The sequence below is a fragment of the Rhodanobacter ginsenosidimutans genome (genome assembly GCF_042655685.1).
GTDB classification, from domain to species: Bacteria; Pseudomonadota; Gammaproteobacteria; order Xanthomonadales; family Rhodanobacteraceae; genus Rhodanobacter; species Rhodanobacter ginsenosidimutans.
In genome coordinates this window covers 771,691-788,378 of record NZ_JBHSMM010000001.1, presented here as the reverse complement: position 1 = coordinate 788,378, position 16,688 = coordinate 771,691, and the positions used below count along the sequence as shown (strand labels likewise).

The 16,688-nt window shown below is 68.1% G+C and carries 10 protein-coding genes; 3 read left to right on the top strand and 7 right to left on the bottom strand.

The window, feature by feature from the left end; translation table 11 throughout:
* Positions 1-37: 37 nt before the first annotated feature.
* From murD to ACFPK0_RS03290, 5 genes are all read right to left on the bottom strand, one after another.
* The gene (murD, locus tag ACFPK0_RS03310) at positions 38-1,411 is read right to left on the bottom strand and encodes a UDP-N-acetylmuramoyl-L-alanine--D-glutamate ligase (protein WP_056081980.1); all 1,374 of its coding nucleotides are present in this window, start codon (positions 1,409-1,411) and stop codon (positions 38-40) included.
* Positions 1,412-1,546: 135 nt separating this feature from the next.
* The gene (gene murL, locus ACFPK0_RS03305; RefSeq protein ID WP_377338342.1) at positions 1,547-2,920 is read right to left on the bottom strand and encodes a UDP-N-acetyl-alpha-D-muramoyl-L-alanyl-L-glutamate epimerase; all 1,374 of its coding nucleotides are present in this window, start codon (positions 2,918-2,920) and stop codon (positions 1,547-1,549) included.
* Positions 2,917-3,321, bottom strand: coding sequence for an endonuclease domain-containing protein (locus ACFPK0_RS03300; protein WP_056081987.1), 405 nt, complete (start codon positions 3,319-3,321; stop codon positions 2,917-2,919). Before ACFPK0_RS03300 ends, murL begins: the two co-directional genes overlap by 4 nt.
* Positions 3,322-3,406: 85 nt before the next feature.
* Positions 3,407-6,076, bottom strand: coding sequence for a bifunctional aspartate kinase/diaminopimelate decarboxylase (locus ACFPK0_RS03295; protein WP_377338340.1), 2,670 nt, complete (start codon positions 6,074-6,076; stop codon positions 3,407-3,409).
* Positions 6,077-6,373: 297 nt separating this feature from the next.
* Positions 6,374-7,891: a fumarate hydratase gene (locus ACFPK0_RS03290; RefSeq protein WP_056081992.1), complete on the bottom strand. Its 1,518-nt coding sequence runs from the start codon at positions 7,889-7,891 to the stop codon at positions 6,374-6,376.
* A 212-nt stretch (positions 7,892-8,103) separates the two neighbouring features.
* On the opposite strand from ACFPK0_RS03290, the gene ACFPK0_RS03285 reads away from it, so the two are divergent.
* The 3 genes from ACFPK0_RS03285 to ACFPK0_RS03275 are packed head-to-tail and all read left to right on the top strand — an operon-like array spanning position 8,104 to position 12,260.
* On the top strand, positions 8,104-9,429 hold the full coding sequence (locus ACFPK0_RS03285) for an APC family permease (RefSeq protein ID WP_377338338.1): 1,326 nt from the start codon (positions 8,104-8,106) through the stop codon (positions 9,427-9,429).
* A 51-nt stretch (positions 9,430-9,480) separates the two neighbouring features.
* A complete protein-coding gene (locus tag ACFPK0_RS03280) occupies positions 9,481-10,017 on the top strand; it encodes a (2Fe-2S)-binding protein (RefSeq protein ID WP_377338336.1) in 537 nt (178 codons plus the stop codon).
* Positions 10,014-12,260 carry a xanthine dehydrogenase family protein molybdopterin-binding subunit gene (locus ACFPK0_RS03275; protein ID WP_377338334.1) on the top strand — a complete coding sequence of 749 codons (2,247 nt, stop codon included), beginning with the start codon at positions 10,014-10,016 and terminating at the stop codon, positions 12,258-12,260. The genes ACFPK0_RS03280 and ACFPK0_RS03275 overlap by 4 nt, the downstream gene beginning before the upstream one ends.
* 110 nt (positions 12,261-12,370) lie before the next feature.
* Here ACFPK0_RS03275 and ppk1 read toward each other — a convergent pair whose 3' ends face one another.
* A complete protein-coding gene (gene ppk1, locus ACFPK0_RS03270; RefSeq protein ID WP_377338332.1) occupies positions 12,371-14,518 on the bottom strand; it encodes a polyphosphate kinase 1 in 2,148 nt (715 codons plus the stop codon).
* Between the two features lie 120 nt (positions 14,519-14,638).
* Entirely contained in the window at positions 14,639-16,615 is a 1,977-nt protein-coding gene (locus ACFPK0_RS03265; RefSeq protein ID WP_377338330.1) for a hypothetical protein, read from the bottom strand.
* Positions 16,616-16,688 lie beyond the last annotated feature (73 nt).

Sequence of the window (16,688 nt, the reverse complement as noted above, 5' to 3'; positions counted from 1 at the left end):
GTGCGCGGATTACCGTCGGACAGCCTGTGCGGCCTGGTCAGTCGTGCGGACTTCCCTCGATACCCAGCCCGTCGATGCTGGCAATGTTTGCCGCATCAAAGCCGGCCAAGGCACTGAACCTCCGCCCGCGCTCCGCATAGTCCCTGAACTGGTCGAAACTCGGCGCACCCGGCGAGAGCAGGATCACACCGTTTTCGGGCGTATGGGTTTTGGCGGTTTCGACCGCACTGGCGAGATTGCCCACCAGCAGGACCGGACAGACGACCCCAGCCGTGCGCAGCGCGCTTTCGATGCGTGCGCCGTTGCTGCCCATGCAGATGATCGCGTGGGCCGGCGCGTGGCGCATCGCGTCGACGAACGGCGTCCAGTCCAGCCCGCGATCATGACCGCCGACCAGCACGGTCACCGCGCGGCCATGCAGGCTTTCCAGCGCGGCCAGTGTGGCCAGCGGCGTGGTGCTGATCGAGTCGTTGACCCAATGCCAACCGCCGTGTTCGCCCAGCGGTTGCAGCCGGTGCGGCAGTGGGCGGAAACGTGCAAGCGCGGGCGCAGCAGCCAGCGCATCCATGCCCAACGCTTCCAGCGCGGCCAGCGCGGCGCAGGCGTTCAGCGCGTTGTGCAAGCCTGGCGCGGCCAGTTGCGCGATCGGGAATACCTGCTGCGCGCCACGGCAGATGAAAGCGTCGACGACGTGCCAGCCTTCCGACCGGCCGAACAGCAGGCGATGAGGATGGTGTTGCGTGCGTTCCAGCAGCGCCGGCTGCAACGCGTTCACCAGACATTGGCGCGACACGTCGGCCAGGCGCAGTTTGTCGGTGACGTATTGCTCGCGCGAGCCGTGCCAGTCCAGGTGTTCCTCGTACAGGCTGGTGATCACGCCCAGTTCCAGCGGGCCGGCCTCGCCGGTCTGGAAGCTGGACAACTCGATCACCCACAGGTCAGCATGTTGGTCGAGCAACTCCAGCAACGGCAGGCCGATATTGCCGGCCAGCGCGGTGCGTACGCCCAGCGCGCGCGCCAGGTGCGCGATCAAGGCGCTGGTGGTGCTCTTGCCCTTGGTGCCGGTGACGGCGATCACGCGTGCCGCCGGATTCTCGCCGAACCACAGCGCGGTACCCGAGGTGAATCGCGTGCCTTGCGCCTGCGCGGCGAGCAGTGCCGGTTTGTAGGCGGAGATGCCGGGCGATTTCACCACGATGTCGAACCGGGCCAACGCGGCGGCATCCGGTTCGCCTGCGATCACCTCCAGCGCCGCATCGAACGCACGCACCGCCTCGACCTCGGCGGCACTGCAGAACACGGTGAAATGCTGGTCGGGGCAGCGCTGGCGCAGCGCGCGGAGGGCTGCGCGCCCTTCGCGGCCGAAGCCCCAGATGGCGACGCGATGGCCGGTTAGATCAGCGATGCGCATGGTAGCGGCCCCGTCACGCCGCGGATTCCTGTAGGAGCGACTTCAGTCGCGACGCTTCTCGTCGTGTTGCGAAAGCAAGAGCATCGCGACTGAAGTCGCTCCTACAAGGAGGCACCGAGGCGTTGGGCACATCCATCAACCGATGGTCGCCAGCGCGCCCTGCAACCGGACCGGTACGCGATGTTCGCCCAACGGCTGCAGCCAGGGTTCCAGCGCCAACTGCGAGACATCGAGCTGGGGCAGGATGGTGTTGATGAAACGGGCCACCAGGGCGTCTTCCTGCCATTCCGGCCGCTGGCTCAGCGCGTACATCGCGGCACGCGCCTCGGCACCCTCGCCCACGCATTCGAACGGCTTGTGGTCCTGGTATTCCAGCAGCGCATCGAAACCGGCCGTCTGTGTTTCGTCATCCAGCAGGTTGCGGCCGAAGATCGACAGCAACCGGGGCTTGGGCAGGAACGGCGCCAGCGCCAGGAACACGAAATGGCACTTCGGGCACTGCCCGCACCAGCGATCCACCGGCTTGGGGCCAAGAATCCTGAAGTTGCGGTTGCAGCTGGAGAACACGTCGAAATACGGCGTCAGCTTCGCGAACGCACGGGTGATCGCCAGCTCGGAATACGGGCGCAGCAGCGAGCAGTAATCGAGGTCCGCGGCGACATGGCTGTGCAGCCAGTCGTTGAGCAAGGTCTCGAACAAATAACCCTTGCTCCACTGATGATTCACTTGCTGGCCTTCGTATTCCAGCGTGGCCGCCGAGGCGGAACGCTCGTTGGCGAAGGCGATGGAATCATGGCCGTACAGGATCGCCGCCACCACCAGGATCGCCGAGTTCACCGCGGTCACCGGAATGTGGCCGTTCCACGCGCCGCGCTGGTTCAGCTCGAACAGACCCGGCGCCAGTTCGCGCTGGATGTTCAGCAGGGCCAAGCCGGTGCGTTCGGCGCAGGCGGCGATCAGCGGCGAGTTGCCCACCCATACGGCGGTGGCGTCACCACCGATGGATTTGATCGCCTCCACCGCCACCAGCGAATCCTTGCCGCCGCCGATGGGGACGAGGGTGTGCTTCGGGAGGCCCAGCGTGGGGGCACTGCCCTCTCCCCCGGCCCCTCTCCCGTCAGCGGGAGAGGGGGGAAGAGCGCGTGGGAACGCGATGCGTCCGCGCAGGTCCAGCCCGTTGCGGTAGGCAAACTCGGCCAAGCCATGCAGGTACAAGGTGTCGAGCAGGTCGGCGGTGGCCTCGTCGAGTGGGCCATCGGCCAGCTCGATCTTCGGCGGCACGCCGGCTTTGTAGTAGCTGATGCCGGCGACCAGATGCAGCAGCTTCAGCGCCGCCTCGAACGCAGCGGCGCGGGCGGCGGGGATGGCCGGCGCATTCGGAAAGCTGATCCGTTCGACCAGCTCCTCGCCATCGTCGAACGCGTACGCCAGCTCGGCCACGCCATTGGCGTAGTTGGCCCGCACGAAGCGGAATACCTGGGTCAGGCGCGGTTGAATTGTCGTTGTCACTTTTCACTCTCCGGCATGCCAAGCCCCCTCTCCCCGATGGGGAGAGGGCTGGGGTGAGGGGCCGGGCTTGCCACGGCCTCCAGAATCACCTCAAGCACGCTCTCGATATTGGCCAACACATCATTGTTCCAGAAACGCAGCACGCGGTAACCCATGGAGTGCAGATACTGCGTCCGATGCTCGTCGTAATCCACTAGCTCGGCGTGTTGACCGCCATCCAGCTCGACGACCAGCATGGCCTCCGCACAGACGAAATCGACGATGTAATGGCCTACTTCGTGTTGCCTGCGGAATTTCCATCCCGACAAGTGGCGGTTACGCAGGTATCGCCACAACAACCGCTCTACATCCGTCATCGCGCGACGCAATCCACGCGCGCGATCCACGTTGATGCGTTTCATCCTTGAACGCTCCTTCGTTGGGTATTTACGGCGGCGTGGCCCCTCACCTCAATCCTCTCCCCAAAGGGGAGAGGAGGCAGAAGCGCTACTCGATCACCACCTCTTCCGCCTCATCGCGCAAGTTGTACGGCGACGACATCACCTTGCCGTAGGCGCCTGCCTGGGCGATCAGCATCACGTCGCCTTCGTTGGCCTCGGGCAGGCGGCGGTCGGTGCCCAGCACGTCGCCGCTTTCGCAGATCGGGCCCACCACCTGGTACAGCGCGGTGGCCGGCGCGTCGAGCTGGGTGAGGTTGACGATCTGGTGCCAGGCGTCGTACAGCGCGGGGCGGATCAGGCTGTTCATGCCGGTGTCGATGCCGAGGTAACGGAACGCGCCCTTGCCCTTCTGCTGGGTAGTGCGCGCCAGCAGCACGCCGGCGTCGGCCACCAGATAGCGGCCCGGTTCCATCCACAACTGGTAATGCGGGTAGGCGGTCTTCACGTCGCGCAGCACGCGGTCCAGGCCGGCGATGTCCAGCGCCGCCTCACCCGGGTGCGATGGCACGCCCAGGCCGCCGCCGATGTCGATGAAGCTGACGCTGCCGATGCGTTCGGCGAGGCTGGCCAACTGGCCATAAACCTCACCCCAGTGGCTGTCATCGAGAATGCCCGAGCCCAGGTGCGCGTGCAGGCCGCGCACGATCACGCCATGCGCATCGGCCAGGCGCAGGAAGCTGTCGAGCTGGTCGACCGGCAAGCCGAACTTGCTGCCGCTGCCGCCGGTGCGCACTTTCTCGTGATGGCCCAGGCCGCGGCCCAGATCCACCCGCAGCACGATCTCCTTGTCGCGGAACAGCTCGCCCCAGTACTGCAGCGGGTGCAGCGCATCCAGCGACACGGTAGCCCGGGTGGTCAGCGCGAACGCGTAATCCTCGCGCGGCGCGAAGTTGGGCGTGAACAACAGCGGCGCGGATTCCGGCACCGCCGCGATGACCGCCCGCAGCTCGCCCGGCGACACGCACTCGAAGCCGAAACCTTCCTCGGCCAGTGCGCCCAGGATGGCCGGGTGCGTGTTGGCCTTCACCGCGTAATGCAACCGGTCCACCGCCGCCAGCTTTTTCAGCTCACGCGCCTGCTGGCGCACCGTGGGCAGATGGTAGACATAGCGCGGCGTGGCCTTGGCGGCGATGTCCAGCAGCCGTTGCCGCTCTTCGGTGCGCCACCACGAGGCCGCCGCGGGGGCCACGTCGCCGCGACCATAAAGCGCTTCCCAGCTGGGCCCGAACAGCGCGCTGTCGTCGGTGCGCAACGCGCCCGCGCCGATCAGCAGATCGTGCAGGTGCGGCACCAGCGCGTCGACCACCTCCTCGTCCACCACGAAGGTGAGGTTGAGGTTGTTCGACGACTGCGAGATCAGGTGCACGCGCAACTGGCCGAACTCCGCCAGCACGCCGGACAGCGTGTGCAGGATCGAACGCATGCCGCGACCCACCAGCGAAATCGCGGCGCAGGGTGCGATCACCTTGACCCGGCACACCTTGGCCAGGTCGGTGGCCAGTGCGGCGATGGCGTCGGAATCGAGCAGGTTCTCGGCCGGGTCCAGCGACACGGTGACGTTGGTTTCGGCCGAGCCGATCAGATCCACCGACAACCCGTGCTGCTTGAAATAGGCAAACACGTCGGCCAGGAAACCCACTTCCTGCCACATGCCCACCGACTCCATCGAGATCAGGGTGATGCCCTTGCGCGCGCTGATCGCCTTGATGCTGGGCGCGTGCTCGCGCACCTCGGGGCCGATCACCGTACCCTCCAGCTCGGGCCGGTTGGTGTCCTTGATCAGCAGCGGCACACGCGGCTCGCGCAGCGGCGACAGGCAGCGCGGATGCAGCACCTTGGCGCCGGTGGAGGCGATTTCCTGCGCCTCTTCGTAATCCAGCCGCTGCAGCAGCCGCGCGCCGGTGACCTGGCGCGGGTTGGCGGTGAACATGCCGGCCACGTCGGTCCAGATCTCCACCCGCTGCGCCTTCAGCAGCGCACCCAGATAGGCGGCCGAGGTGTCCGAACCGCCGCGACCCAGCAGCACGGTGCGGCCAGCGACGCCGTCGTCGCGGCCTTCGCGGGCGATGAAACCCTGGGTGATGAAAACTTCGCCCAGCCCCGCCAACCGCGCCGTCAGCACCGGATCGGGCTTCGCCGCCACCATCGCCGAGAGCAGGCGGGTGCGCTCGTTCTGGTTCGGCAAGGCGATCGCGGTGAGGCATTCGCGCGCGTCCAGCCACTGCGTGGCGACGCCGGTGGCACTGAGGAACGCCGCGCCCAACGTGCTGGACAGCAACTCGCCGTGCGCCTGCACCTGCGCCTGCCAGGCCAGTTCGCCCAGCACGCGCGAGCCGTCCTCGGCCAGTTTCGCCAAGTCGTCCAGCCGCGCCAGCAAGCCCTCGGGCGCCGCCAGCTGCATCTGCTCCAGCAGCTCGTGGTGACGCTGTTTTATCGCCGCGGCCGCTTCGATCCGTTTGCTTTTGTCGCCCTGCGCGCACAGTTGTTTCAACGCGTCGGTAATGCCGGACAGCGCGGAAACGACGATCAGCACGCGTGCGCCTTCGGCACGGCGGCTGGCCACCAGTTCGCGGATGTTCTGCCAACGCGGCAGCGTCGCCACGCTGGTACCGCCGAACTTCATGACGATCCAGGGGGCGTGGGAGGGCAAAGCTTGGGAAACGGAAGCGGTCACGGTCAGTCGCCGTTGGTTGTTGGAGGGATTGGGAAGTCTCATGCGCTGGCGCGTCATTGCCGCGCCAGGGTCGAATCAGTGTTGCAACGCGTCATGATGAATGAACGAGCGAGGAACGGCAACCCGTTTGGACGTCCAAAGTGGTGGCGTGGCTTTTGGTGTGGACGGCAAGGGAGGCGAGGATGCGCGTGGCCTCGCCGCTTTCCCCCTCCCCTGCTCGCAGGGGAGGGCTGGGGTGGGATGCTTTTGCTTGATGGGCGCAGTGGCTACCGGGCGCTCCCCTCCTCAATCCTCCCCCGCAGGGGGAGGAGGCAAACGGGTGCGCTGCGCGCACGGCTTTTACTGGATAAAGACGGGGATTTTCCCGATGCGGGCCTGCCACTCGCGCGGCCCGGTCTGGTGCACCGAGCTGCCGGCGGAATCGACGGCCACCGTGACTGGCATGTCTTCCACGGTGAATTCGTAGATCGCCTCCATGCCGAGATCGGCGAAACCCACGACGCGCGAGGCCTTGATCGCTTTCGACACCAGGTACGCCGCGCCGCCGACGGCCATCAGGTACACCGACTGGTGCTTCTTGATCGCCTCGATCGCGGCCGGACCGCGCTCGGCCTTGCCGACCATGCCCAGCAGGCCGGTCTGCGCCAGCACCTGTTCGGTGAACTTGTCCATGCGCGTGGCGGTGGTGGGGCCGGCGGGGCCGACCACTTCCTCGCGCACCGGGTCGACCGGGCCCACGTAGTAGATGAAGCGGCCGTTGAAATCGACCGGCAGCGGCTCGCCCTTGTTCAGCATCTCGACCATGCGCTTGTGCGCGGCGTCGCGGCCGGTGAGCAACTTGCCGCTGAGCAGCAGGGTTTCGCCGGGCTTCCAGCTGGCCACGTCGTCCTTCGTCACCGTATCCAGATTCACCCGACGCCCCTTCGAGGCGTCATAGGTGAGCTTGGGCCAGTCTTCCAGCGAGGGCGGATCGAGCATCACCGGACCTGAGCCGTCCAGCACGAAATGCGCGTGGCGGGTGGCGGCGCAGTTGGGGATCAGCGCCACCGGCAGGTTGGCCGCGTGGGTGGGGAAATCCTTCACCTTGACGTCGAGCACGGTGGTGAGCCCGCCCAGGCCTTGCGCGCCGATGCCCAACGCGTTGACCTTCTCGAACAGCTCGATGCGCAGTTCCTCGGCGCGATTGGCCGGGCCGCGTGCGATCAGTTCCTGGATGTCGATCGACTCCATCAGCGATTCCTTCGCCATCAGCATCGCCTTCTCGGCGGTGCCGCCGATGCCGATGCCCAGCATGCCCGGCGGGCACCAGCCGGCACCCATGGTGGGCACGGTTTTCAGCACCCAGTCGACGATCGAGTCGGACGGGTTGAGCATGGCGAATTTCGATTTCGCCTCGGAGCCGCCGCCCTTCGCCGCCACGATCACCTCGACCGTGTCGCCGGGCACGATCGACATGTTCACCACCGACGGCGTGTTGTCCTTGGTGTTGACGCGCTTGCCGGCCGGGTCGGCCAGCACGCTGGCGCGCAGCTTGTTGTCCGGGTCCAGGTAGGCGCGGCGCACGCCTTCGTTGGCCATGTCTTCCAGTGACATGGTGGCATCGTCCCAGCGCACGTTCATGCCCACTTTCAAAAATACCGTGACGATGCCGGTGTCCTGGCACAGCGGCCGGTGGCCTTCGGCGGCCATGCGCGAGTTGATCAGGATCTGCGCCATCGCATCCTTCGCGGCAGGGCTTTCCTCGCGCTCGTAGGCGGCGGCGAGCGCCTTGATGTAATCGACCGGGTGGTAATAGCTGATGTATTGCAGCGCGTCGGCGACGGACTGGATCAGGTCGGCTTGCTTGATGGTGGTCATGGGCGGCTTTGAATGGCGGGGACGAGGGCTGCGGGCGGCTTTTGCCGCACGCAAGCCGCCTATTGTGCCGCAAGCGGGCCGCATCGTTCTGCTCCCGCACGGGCAAAACCGGGGCGCGCCAGCGTGCCGCACACGCCGAAAAAGCCGGCACAGCTTGCCGGGCGCGCAGCGCACCGCCATGCTGTCGCGCTTTTCAATTGCCGTCCGATTCGATGTCCACGCCCACGAAACCCGATACCTACCTGCGCAGCCTGCGCCCCTGGGACGCCGCGCTGATCGTGGTCGGCGGCATCATCGGTGGCGGCATCTTCCTCAGCCCGGGGGTGGCCGCGCAGCGTACGGAGTCGGGGCTGGCGCTGCTGCTGGTGTGGGCCGGCGCGGGCGTGCTGACCCTGATCGGGGCGCTGTGCTACGCCGAGCTGGGTGCGCGCCGGCCGCATGCCGGCGGTACTTACGTTTATTTGCGCGAGGCCTTCGGGCCGCTGGCGGGGTTCCTGTTCGGCTGGACCATGCTGCTGGTGATCTACTCCGGCTCCAGCGCGGCGGTGGCGACGATCTTCGCCAGCTACACCGCGTCGCTGTTCGGACTTTCGACGGCGTGGTCGCTGCCGTTGACGGTGGGCGCGCTGGTGTTCGTGACCGGGCTGAACCTGTTCGGTCTGCGGCTCGGCGCGCAAATCCAGAACCTGTTTTCCCTGCTGAAGTTGCTGGCGGTGGCGGCGCTGGTGGGCTGCGGGCTGTTCCTTGCCGGGGCCGGCCAGGATCAGGTGCTGGCGATTGACCCGGCGCGCCACGGCGTCGGTTTCGTCAGTGCCGCGCTGCCGGTGCTGTTCGCCTATTCCGGCTTCACCTATCTCAACAACCTGGCTGGCGAGGTGCGCGATCCGCAACGCACGCTGCCACGTGCGCTGACCCTGGGCATGCTGCTGGTGATCGTGGCCTACGTGTTGGTCAACGTGGCCTACCTCGCCGTGCTCGGCCACGACGGGCTGGCCGCCAGCACGGCCCCGGCGGCCGACGTGATGCAGCGGGTGCTCGGCCCCACCGGGGCGAAAGTGATCGCGTTGGGTGTGGCGATTTCCACTCTGGGTTTCTGCAACATCACCCTGGTGGCCGGCGCGCGCGTGCTGCAGGTGATGGGCGAGGACGGCCTGTTCTTCCGCGCCGTGGCGCGGCTGCATCCGCGTTACCGCACACCGAACACCGCGCTGCTGCTGTTGTCCGGCTGGGCGATCGTGCTGGCGCTGTCGGGCAGCTACGGCCAGTTGCTGGATTACGCCACCTTCGGCGACTGGCTGGCCTGCGCGGCGGGCGTGGCCACGCTGTTCTGGTACCGCCGCCGCGACGGCGCCACGGCCAGTTTCCGCGTGCCCGGCTATCCGTGGCTGCCGCTGCTGTTCATCGGCATCGTGGCGTGGGTGGTGGTGATGACCATGCTGGACAACCCGCGCAATGCCGGCATCGGCGCGCTGATCATGCTGGCCGGCGTGCCGGTGTACGTGGTCTGGCGCCGGCTGTTCAGCCGCGCGGCACCCTGAGCCCGGGGCGGCAATGTCACAATAGGGCGATACCCGCCAAGGAGATGATGGATGCCGCCCGCGCAAGATCAGGCCATGCCGACCCCGGACAGCAACATCGTGCCCGAGAAGATCCGCGATGGTATCGAGGTGGTCATCAACGGCGAGCCCTTCCGTCATACCGGCGATCCCGCGATGCCGCTGCTGTGGTACCTGCGCGACGTGCTGCGCCTGACCGGCACCAAGTACGGTGGTGATGCCCAGGCCGGCAACGGCGCCGACCTGGTGCTGGTGGACGGCAAGCCGGTGCCGGCCATCGGGCAACCGATGAAGGCGCTGGCGGGCAAACGGGTCACCACGGTGGAGGGCCTGGCCGCCAACGACGGCACCCTGCATCCGCTGCAGCAGGCTTTCATCGACGAGGACGCAATCGGCTGCGGCTACTGCACGCCAGGCTGGCTGATTTCGGGAGTGGCCTTGCTGACGCGCGCCGCGCAACCCTCCGACGACGACATCGATCGGCTGCCCAACCTGTGCCGCTGCGGTTCGCAGACGCGCGTGCGTCGCGCCATCAAGCGGGCGGCCGCCGGCAAGGCGGGCCAGGCATGAGCGGGCAGATCCAGCTTTCGCGGCGCCGCTTCCTGCAGGTGCTCACCGGCACCGCCGGGGCGTTGATCGTGGGCATCCGCACCGCCGGGGCGGTCGACCTGCCGCCGGCGTTGCTGGGCGGCACGTTCCAGGCGCTGGGCCCCTACGTGCAGATCGACAGCGACGGCAACGTGCTGATCGGCGCGCGCGACCCGGATACCGGCACCGGCGTGGCCACCTCCCTGCCACGCATCATCGCCGACGAACTCGACGCGGACTGGAACCGCGTCAGCGTGATTCCGCTGGGCCTGGGCGTGGAAAACGACCACGGCCAGCCGCGCTGGATCTACGGCCGCCAGCTCGGCGGCACCGGCGGCTCCATCCCCGCCGCCTGGCAGGAGCTTCGCCAGGTCGGCGCGCTGGCCCGCTGGCTGTTGCTGCAGGCGGCCGCGCGCCGGCTGGGCGTCCCGGCTGACCGCTTGCGCTGTGAATCGGGAACGGTGATCGCACCCGACGGGCGCCGCGTCACCTACGGCAGCCTGGTCGAGGTAGCCGGCAAGATCCCGCTGACCAAGAGCGTGCCCCCGGTGAAAACGCCGGAGCGCTACACCCTGATCGGTGCGCCGGCAGGCGACGTGGATGCCCACGCCATCGTCACCGGCCAGGCCAGCTACGCCATCGATCACCACTATGGCGATGCGCTGGTGGCGGTGCTGGTGCATTGCCCCTGGCCCGACGGCACGCTGGCGCGCATCGACACGGCCGCAACGCTGGCGGTCAAGGGCGTGGTCAAGGTGCTGCAGTTGCAGCCGGAGAAGGATCAGCCGCTCGGCGAGACGGCGATCGCCCCGGCCGTGGCAGTGCTGGCGCAGGACACCTGGTCGGCATTGCAGGGACGCGACAAGCTGGAGCTGGAATGGAAGCCCGGCGCCAGCGGCACGCAAAGCAGCTACGCGCTGGAACAACAGGCGCAGGCCCTGCTCGACGGCGACGACGCGCCCACCACGCGCGTGCGCAACGACGGCGACGTGGATGCCGCCGGCAAGAAGGCCGCCCGCCGACTGGAAGCCACCTACGTGCAACCGTGGCTGGCCCACGCCACCGCCGAGCCGATGAACTGCCTGGTGCGGCTGGACAAGGACCGCGCCAGCCTGGTCGTGCCCACCCAGGCGCCGCAGCGTGCCTGGGCCGTGGTGCAGCGGCTGACCGGGCTGGCCCCCGACCACATCGACATCCGTGTGCCCCGCGTCGGCGGCGGTTACGGTCGCCGGCTCGATCACGACTACGTGGCCGAGGCGGTGATGCTGGCCAAGCTGGTCGACAAACCGGTGCGGCTGTTGTGGACGCGTGCGCAGGATTTCGGCCACGACTTCTACCGCGCCGCCAGCGTGCACCGCATCAGCGCCATCGTGGGCCGCAAGCGCGAACTCATCGGCTGGAACCAGCGCATGGCCAGCGCTTCGGCACTGGTGCAACGCGGCGTGCCGGACAACCGCCTGTGGACGTCCGAAACCCGCGCCGACCAGCTGCCCGCGGGTCTGGTGCCGAACTACCGCAGCGACTGGTACGGCCTGGAATCAGCCATGCCACGCGGCCCGATGCGCGGCATGCCGCACCTCAGCAACGCATTCGCGGTGGAAAGCTTCATCGACGAAATCGCGCACATGATGCGCGAGGACCCGCTGAAAACCCGCCTGCGCCTGCTCGGTGAACCACGCGCGCTGGCGCTGGCCGGCGGCGGCACGCTCGACCTCGGCCGTCTGGCCAACGTGCTGAAACTGGTTGCCGACCGCATCGAATGGAAAAACTGGTTGCGCAGCGTCAACGGCCTGGGCATCGCCTGCTGGCACATCGACGGCGCCTACGTGGCGCACGCCATCGAAGCGTCGATGCAGGGCGAAAAACTCACCATCGAACGCGCCGTGTGCGCCATCGACGTGGGCCGCGTGATCAACCCGCTGGGCCTGCAAGGCCAGGTGGCCGGTGCCACCCTGGATGCGCTGTCCACCGCGCTGAACCTGGCGGTGACCTACAAGGATGGTCAGGTCCAGCAGCACGACTACAAGAGCTACCCGCTGGCCAGCATGGCGCAGCTGCCCAACGACGTGGAAGTGATCACCGTGCCCGGCGACCGCTCGCCCGCCGGCGCCAGCTTCCTGGCCATGCCCACCGCCGCCCCCGCCCTGGCCAACGCGGTGTTCCGCGCCAGCGCCGTGCGCGTGCGCCGGCTGCCGCTGATGAAGGAGTTGCTGCGGCTGTTGTAGCGGCGGGCTGCACCCTGTAGGAGCGGCTTCAGCCGCGACGCTCTTTGCCTCGCGGACTCGAAGCAGGAGCATCGCGGCTGAAGCCGCTCCTACAGTGGTTGGCGGCGAACTCAGCTGCCGCACAACCTCTCCAGCATCTCCGCCTGCGCGTGCCGGCCCGGCATCGCTTCGGGCGCGGCGAGGCGCAGATAGTCGCCATCGGGCTGCAGCAGTGACGCGCCGGTGTCGTCGGCGAGATAGCGCTGCAATGCACTGAACACGCGCAGCTGCAGCTTCTTGCCTTCGATCGGGAACGCGGCTTCCACGCGGCGATCGAGATTGCGTTCCATCAGGTCGGCACTGGCCAGGTACACCCGCGGCTCGCCATCGTTGGCAAACCAGTAGATGCGGCTGTGTTCGAGGAAGCGGCCGATGATCGAGCGCACGCGGATGTTTTCGGAAACGCCCTCGATGCCGGGGCGCAGGGCGCAGATGCCGCGCACGATCAGGTCGATCTGCACGCCGGCGATGCTGGCCTTGTACAGCGCGCGGATCACGTTGGGTTCGGTCAGCGCATTGATCTTGAGAATGATCTGCGCCGGCTTGCCGGCCGCGGCATGCGCGGCCTCCTGCGCGATCAGCTCCAGCAGGCCGTTCTTCAGCGTGAACGGTGCATGCAGCAGTTTCTTCATGTGCAGCACCTTGCCCATGCCGGTGAGCTGGCTGAACAACTTGTGCACGTCCTCGCACAGCGCCTGGTCGGAAGTGAGCAGGCTGTAATCGGTGTACAGCCGCGCGTTGCCGGTGTGGTAGTTGCCCGTGCCCATGTGCGCATAGCGCACCAGCCCGCGACCCTCGCGGCGCTGGATCAGCATCAGCTTGGCGTGCGTCTTGATGCCCACCACGCCGTAGATCACCATCGCGCCGGCCTGCTGCAGGCGCGAGGCGAGGCTGAGGTTGGACTCCTCGTCGAAACGCGCGCGCAGCTCGACCACCGCGGTCACTTCCTTGCCGGCGCGTGCCGCATCGACCAGCGCGTCGGCGATCTCGGAGTTCGCGTTGGTGCGGTACAGCGTCTGCTTGATCGTCAGTACCTGCGGGTCCTTGGCCGCCTGGCGCAGCAGGTCGACCACCGGCGTGAACGACTCGTACGGATGCAGCAGCAACACGTCCTGCCTGCCGACCACCTGGAACAGGTCCTCGGCATGCCGAAGCGCCTTGGGCAGGCTCGGCGTGAACGGTGGGTACTGCAATTGCGGATAGCGGACGTCGGTGGCGATGCGGAACAGCCGCGCCAGGTTCACCGGGCCGTTCACTTCGTACAACTCCGATTCGGTCAGGCCGAACTGCCTGAGCAGGTAGCCGGTCAGATCCTTCGGGCAATTGTCGGCCACCTCCAGCCGCACCGCGTCGCCGAAACGGCGCGAATACAGCTCGCCGCGCAACGCCAGCGCCAGGTCCTCGACGTCTTCCGGATCGAGCGTGAGATCCGCGTTGCGGGTCAGCCGGAACTGGTAGCAACCGAGCACGTCCATGCCCGGAAACAGTTCCGCCACGTGGGCGTGGATCATCGACGACAGCAAGACGTGGTTGTCGCCGCCATCGCTGATTTCCGGCGGCATCGGGATCAGCCGCGGCAACACGCGCGGCGCTGGCACGATGGCCAGGCCGGAGTCGCGCCCGAACGCATCGACGCCGTCCAGCTGCACGATGAAGTTGAGGCTCTTGTTGACCAGCAGCGGAAACGGATGGGTGGGGTCCAGCCCGATCGGCGTCACCAGCGGCGCCACCTCGTCGCGGAAATAGCGACGCACCCACAGCTTCTGCTTGTGCGTCCACTGCGTGCGGCGAACGATGCGGATGCCATGCGCCGCCAGCTCCGGCAGGATGCGTTCGTTGAGGATCGCGTACTGCCGCTCGATCTGCCGATGCGCGATCTCGCTGATCATCGCCAGCGCGCGCTTGGGCCGGATGCCGTCCGGGCCGATCATCTCGTGATCCAGCGCCACCTGCCCTTTCAGGCCAGCCACCCGGATCTCGAAAAACTCGTCCATGTTGCGCGAGAAGATCAGCAGGAACTTCAGCCGCTCCAGCAACGGCGTGCGCTCGTCCAGCGCCTGATCCAGCACGCGGATGTTGAACTGCAGTTGCGACAGCTCGCGATGGATGTACAGGCGGTTGTCACCCAGGTCCACCGCGGGCAGCACCGCGCCCGCATCGTTGGCCGCCGGCGCCGCGGCGTCAGGCGGTGATGTGTCGCGAATCAGGCGGCTGTTCATCACCGGCTCCGGCAAGAGGGATAAGGGTGGCGCGCATGCGCGCCGGACGCCCAGTTTGCGAAGTTTTCTTGACCGGAAGATGACAGTCGCGATGTTCGGCCGCAGCAGGCCTTTTGATGCCTATTGCCGGATGAACTGGTCGCTGGCCGGCACCCACGAACTGGAGGAGCGCGCCGGCGCGGCGGGTTTGACCGCAGGCGCGAAGGCGCTTTCGCAGCCGGGCGGCGGCGGGCCGCCGGCGACGCGGGCGGCGGCGCATTCGGCATCGTTGGTGAACACGATGGCCCGCTTGGGCGCGCTGGCCGCGGGCGCCGGCACGGTGGGCACACCCGCCGCGGTCGAGGGCAGGTTGAGCCGGCGATACACCTCCTGACCCAGCGGCTTGGCCGGCGGGTCAGGGTTGCCGCAACCGAGCAGCGCGATCGGCAGCAGCGGCGAGGCGGAGCATTCGACGCGGATGCCTTGCGGAAGGTTGAAGGTGTGCTTGATGGTGGTTTTTTCCACCGCGCGACGCAGGGCGGTGTCGATCGAGCTTTCGTTCTTCGGCGCCCAGTATTTGTCGAATGATGTCGCCTTGTAGGTGATGCCGGAAGAACGGTGGCTCATCACGTCGGTGTCGCCGCGGGGTTTCAGCTGCACGTAGTCGCCCAGCTCACCCTGCTTCTCGCCCTGCGCCGCACCGGCCTGCTCGGCGCCCTGCTCGCCGACGCCGCGGCTCTTGCCGGTGGCCGCTTTCGTGCTGCCCTGCGCCTGCGTGGGAGCGGGCTGGCCGGTGCCACTGGCGGCCGCCTTGGCGACGCCCGCGGGCTCGCCCGGCGTGGCGGTGTCGCTGCCTTGCGCGATGGCGTCGGGCGCGGTGCTGACGTCGCGACCGGCATCGGCCTTGCTGGTCGCGGCGGTGCTGTTTTCCGCGCTGGCCGTGGGCTCGCTGGTGTCGGGGGCGCTGGTGTCAGCGGCGCTGTTGTCCTTCGTCGCGGCCGCCGCCTCGGCATCAGCGACGGCAGCGGGCTTGGCCTCGGCAGCCGGCTCCGGCGCGGGTTGCTCGCTGAGTTGCGGGCGCGCCAGTACGGGGCGCTCAATCGCCGCCATGGCCTTGCGCGTGTCCTGCACCTTCACCGCCGACGCTTCCGGCGGCGCCACGGCCGGACGCGCCAATGCCGTCTGCGGCACCGCGTCCAGTTGCGCCTCGGCCACCTCGACGGCGGGTGCCTCGATCCGCGGCGCTTCGCGCTGCACCACCGGCGTGGGCACGGTGAAGGTCGCCTGCAGGTTGACCTGCGGCGACGGTTGCGCGGGCAAGGGCACGGCCTGCATGTCGGGCACCGGCGGCGCGGCCGCCACGGTAGCGCGGATCGGCTGCACGCTGGGCGGCTCGGTGCTGCGTGGCACCTTCACGTCCAGCGCGATGCTGGGCGCGCTGACCGGAGGCGGCGCTTGCGCTGGCAACGGCGGCAGCGCCAGCGAGGCCGGCGGCGGCATCGGCTCGGTGCCTTCGAGCTGCGGCGGGCGCACTGCCTCGGGCTGGAATTTTGGTGGCACCGGCGGCTGCATCGACACCACCGGCGGCGTCACGCTGGGTGGCTCGGCGGCCAGCGGTATCGGTTGCAACTCGGGCGCGGGTGCGGGTGTGGGCAGGCTGATCGGTGGCAGGGGTGCGGCCGATTTGTCCGGTGTCGGCGCGCGAACCGGCGCGGGCGGGCTGACCACCGCAGGCTCGGGCACGACCTTCGCTTCACTGACGCGCGCCAACGACGGCACCGCCGTGCTGGCGCTGGTGTGGCGCACGGGCGGACGCGTGGCAGTCGGTCGCACGCGGGCCTGGTGGCGGGGGCCGATCTCCTTGGGCGGCGTGCCGCGCACGGGCGGCGGCGGTGGCGGCTCGGGCGCATCGATCAGCCGCACCCGCAGTGCCTTTTCCTGCGATTCCGGCGGCAGTTTCACCTGGTAAGCCGGGCCCAGCACGAACACCAGCAGAAACACCACGTGCACCAGCATCGTGCCGACGATGCCAACGATGCGGCGACCCGTTTCGCGCGGCTCGACGCGGGTGCGCTGGCGGTAGGCAACGGCGCGGCGGGCCGCCAGCGGCGAATCCATCAGCACACGTGCCGGACGATCAGCTGGGGGGCCGGCAGGTTGGTCCGAAGGCGGCAAGGGCATGGGCGCAAGT

Coding starts and splice junctions, on each gene's coding strand:
- murD (WP_056081980.1), bottom strand. CDS start 1,411: ATGCGCATCGCTGATCTAACCGGCCATCGCGTCGCCATCTGGGGCTTC.
- ACFPK0_RS03300 (WP_056081987.1), bottom strand. CDS start 3,321: ATGAAACGCATCAACGTGGATCGCGCGCGTGGATTGCGTCGCGCGATG.
- ACFPK0_RS03295 (WP_377338340.1), bottom strand. CDS start 6,076: ATGAGACTTCCCAATCCCTCCAACAACCAACGGCGACTGACCGTGACC.
- ACFPK0_RS03290 (WP_056081992.1), bottom strand. CDS start 7,891: ATGACCACCATCAAGCAAGCCGACCTGATCCAGTCCGTCGCCGACGCG.
- ACFPK0_RS03285 (WP_377338338.1), top strand. CDS start 8,104: ATGTCCACGCCCACGAAACCCGATACCTACCTGCGCAGCCTGCGCCCC.
- ACFPK0_RS03280 (WP_377338336.1), top strand. CDS start 9,481: ATGCCGCCCGCGCAAGATCAGGCCATGCCGACCCCGGACAGCAACATC.
- ACFPK0_RS03275 (WP_377338334.1), top strand. CDS start 10,014: ATGAGCGGGCAGATCCAGCTTTCGCGGCGCCGCTTCCTGCAGGTGCTC.
- ppk1 (WP_377338332.1), bottom strand. CDS start 14,518: ATGAACAGCCGCCTGATTCGCGACACATCACCGCCTGACGCCGCGGCG.
- ACFPK0_RS03265 (WP_377338330.1), bottom strand. CDS start 16,615: ATGGATTCGCCGCTGGCGGCCCGCCGCGCCGTTGCCTACCGCCAGCGC.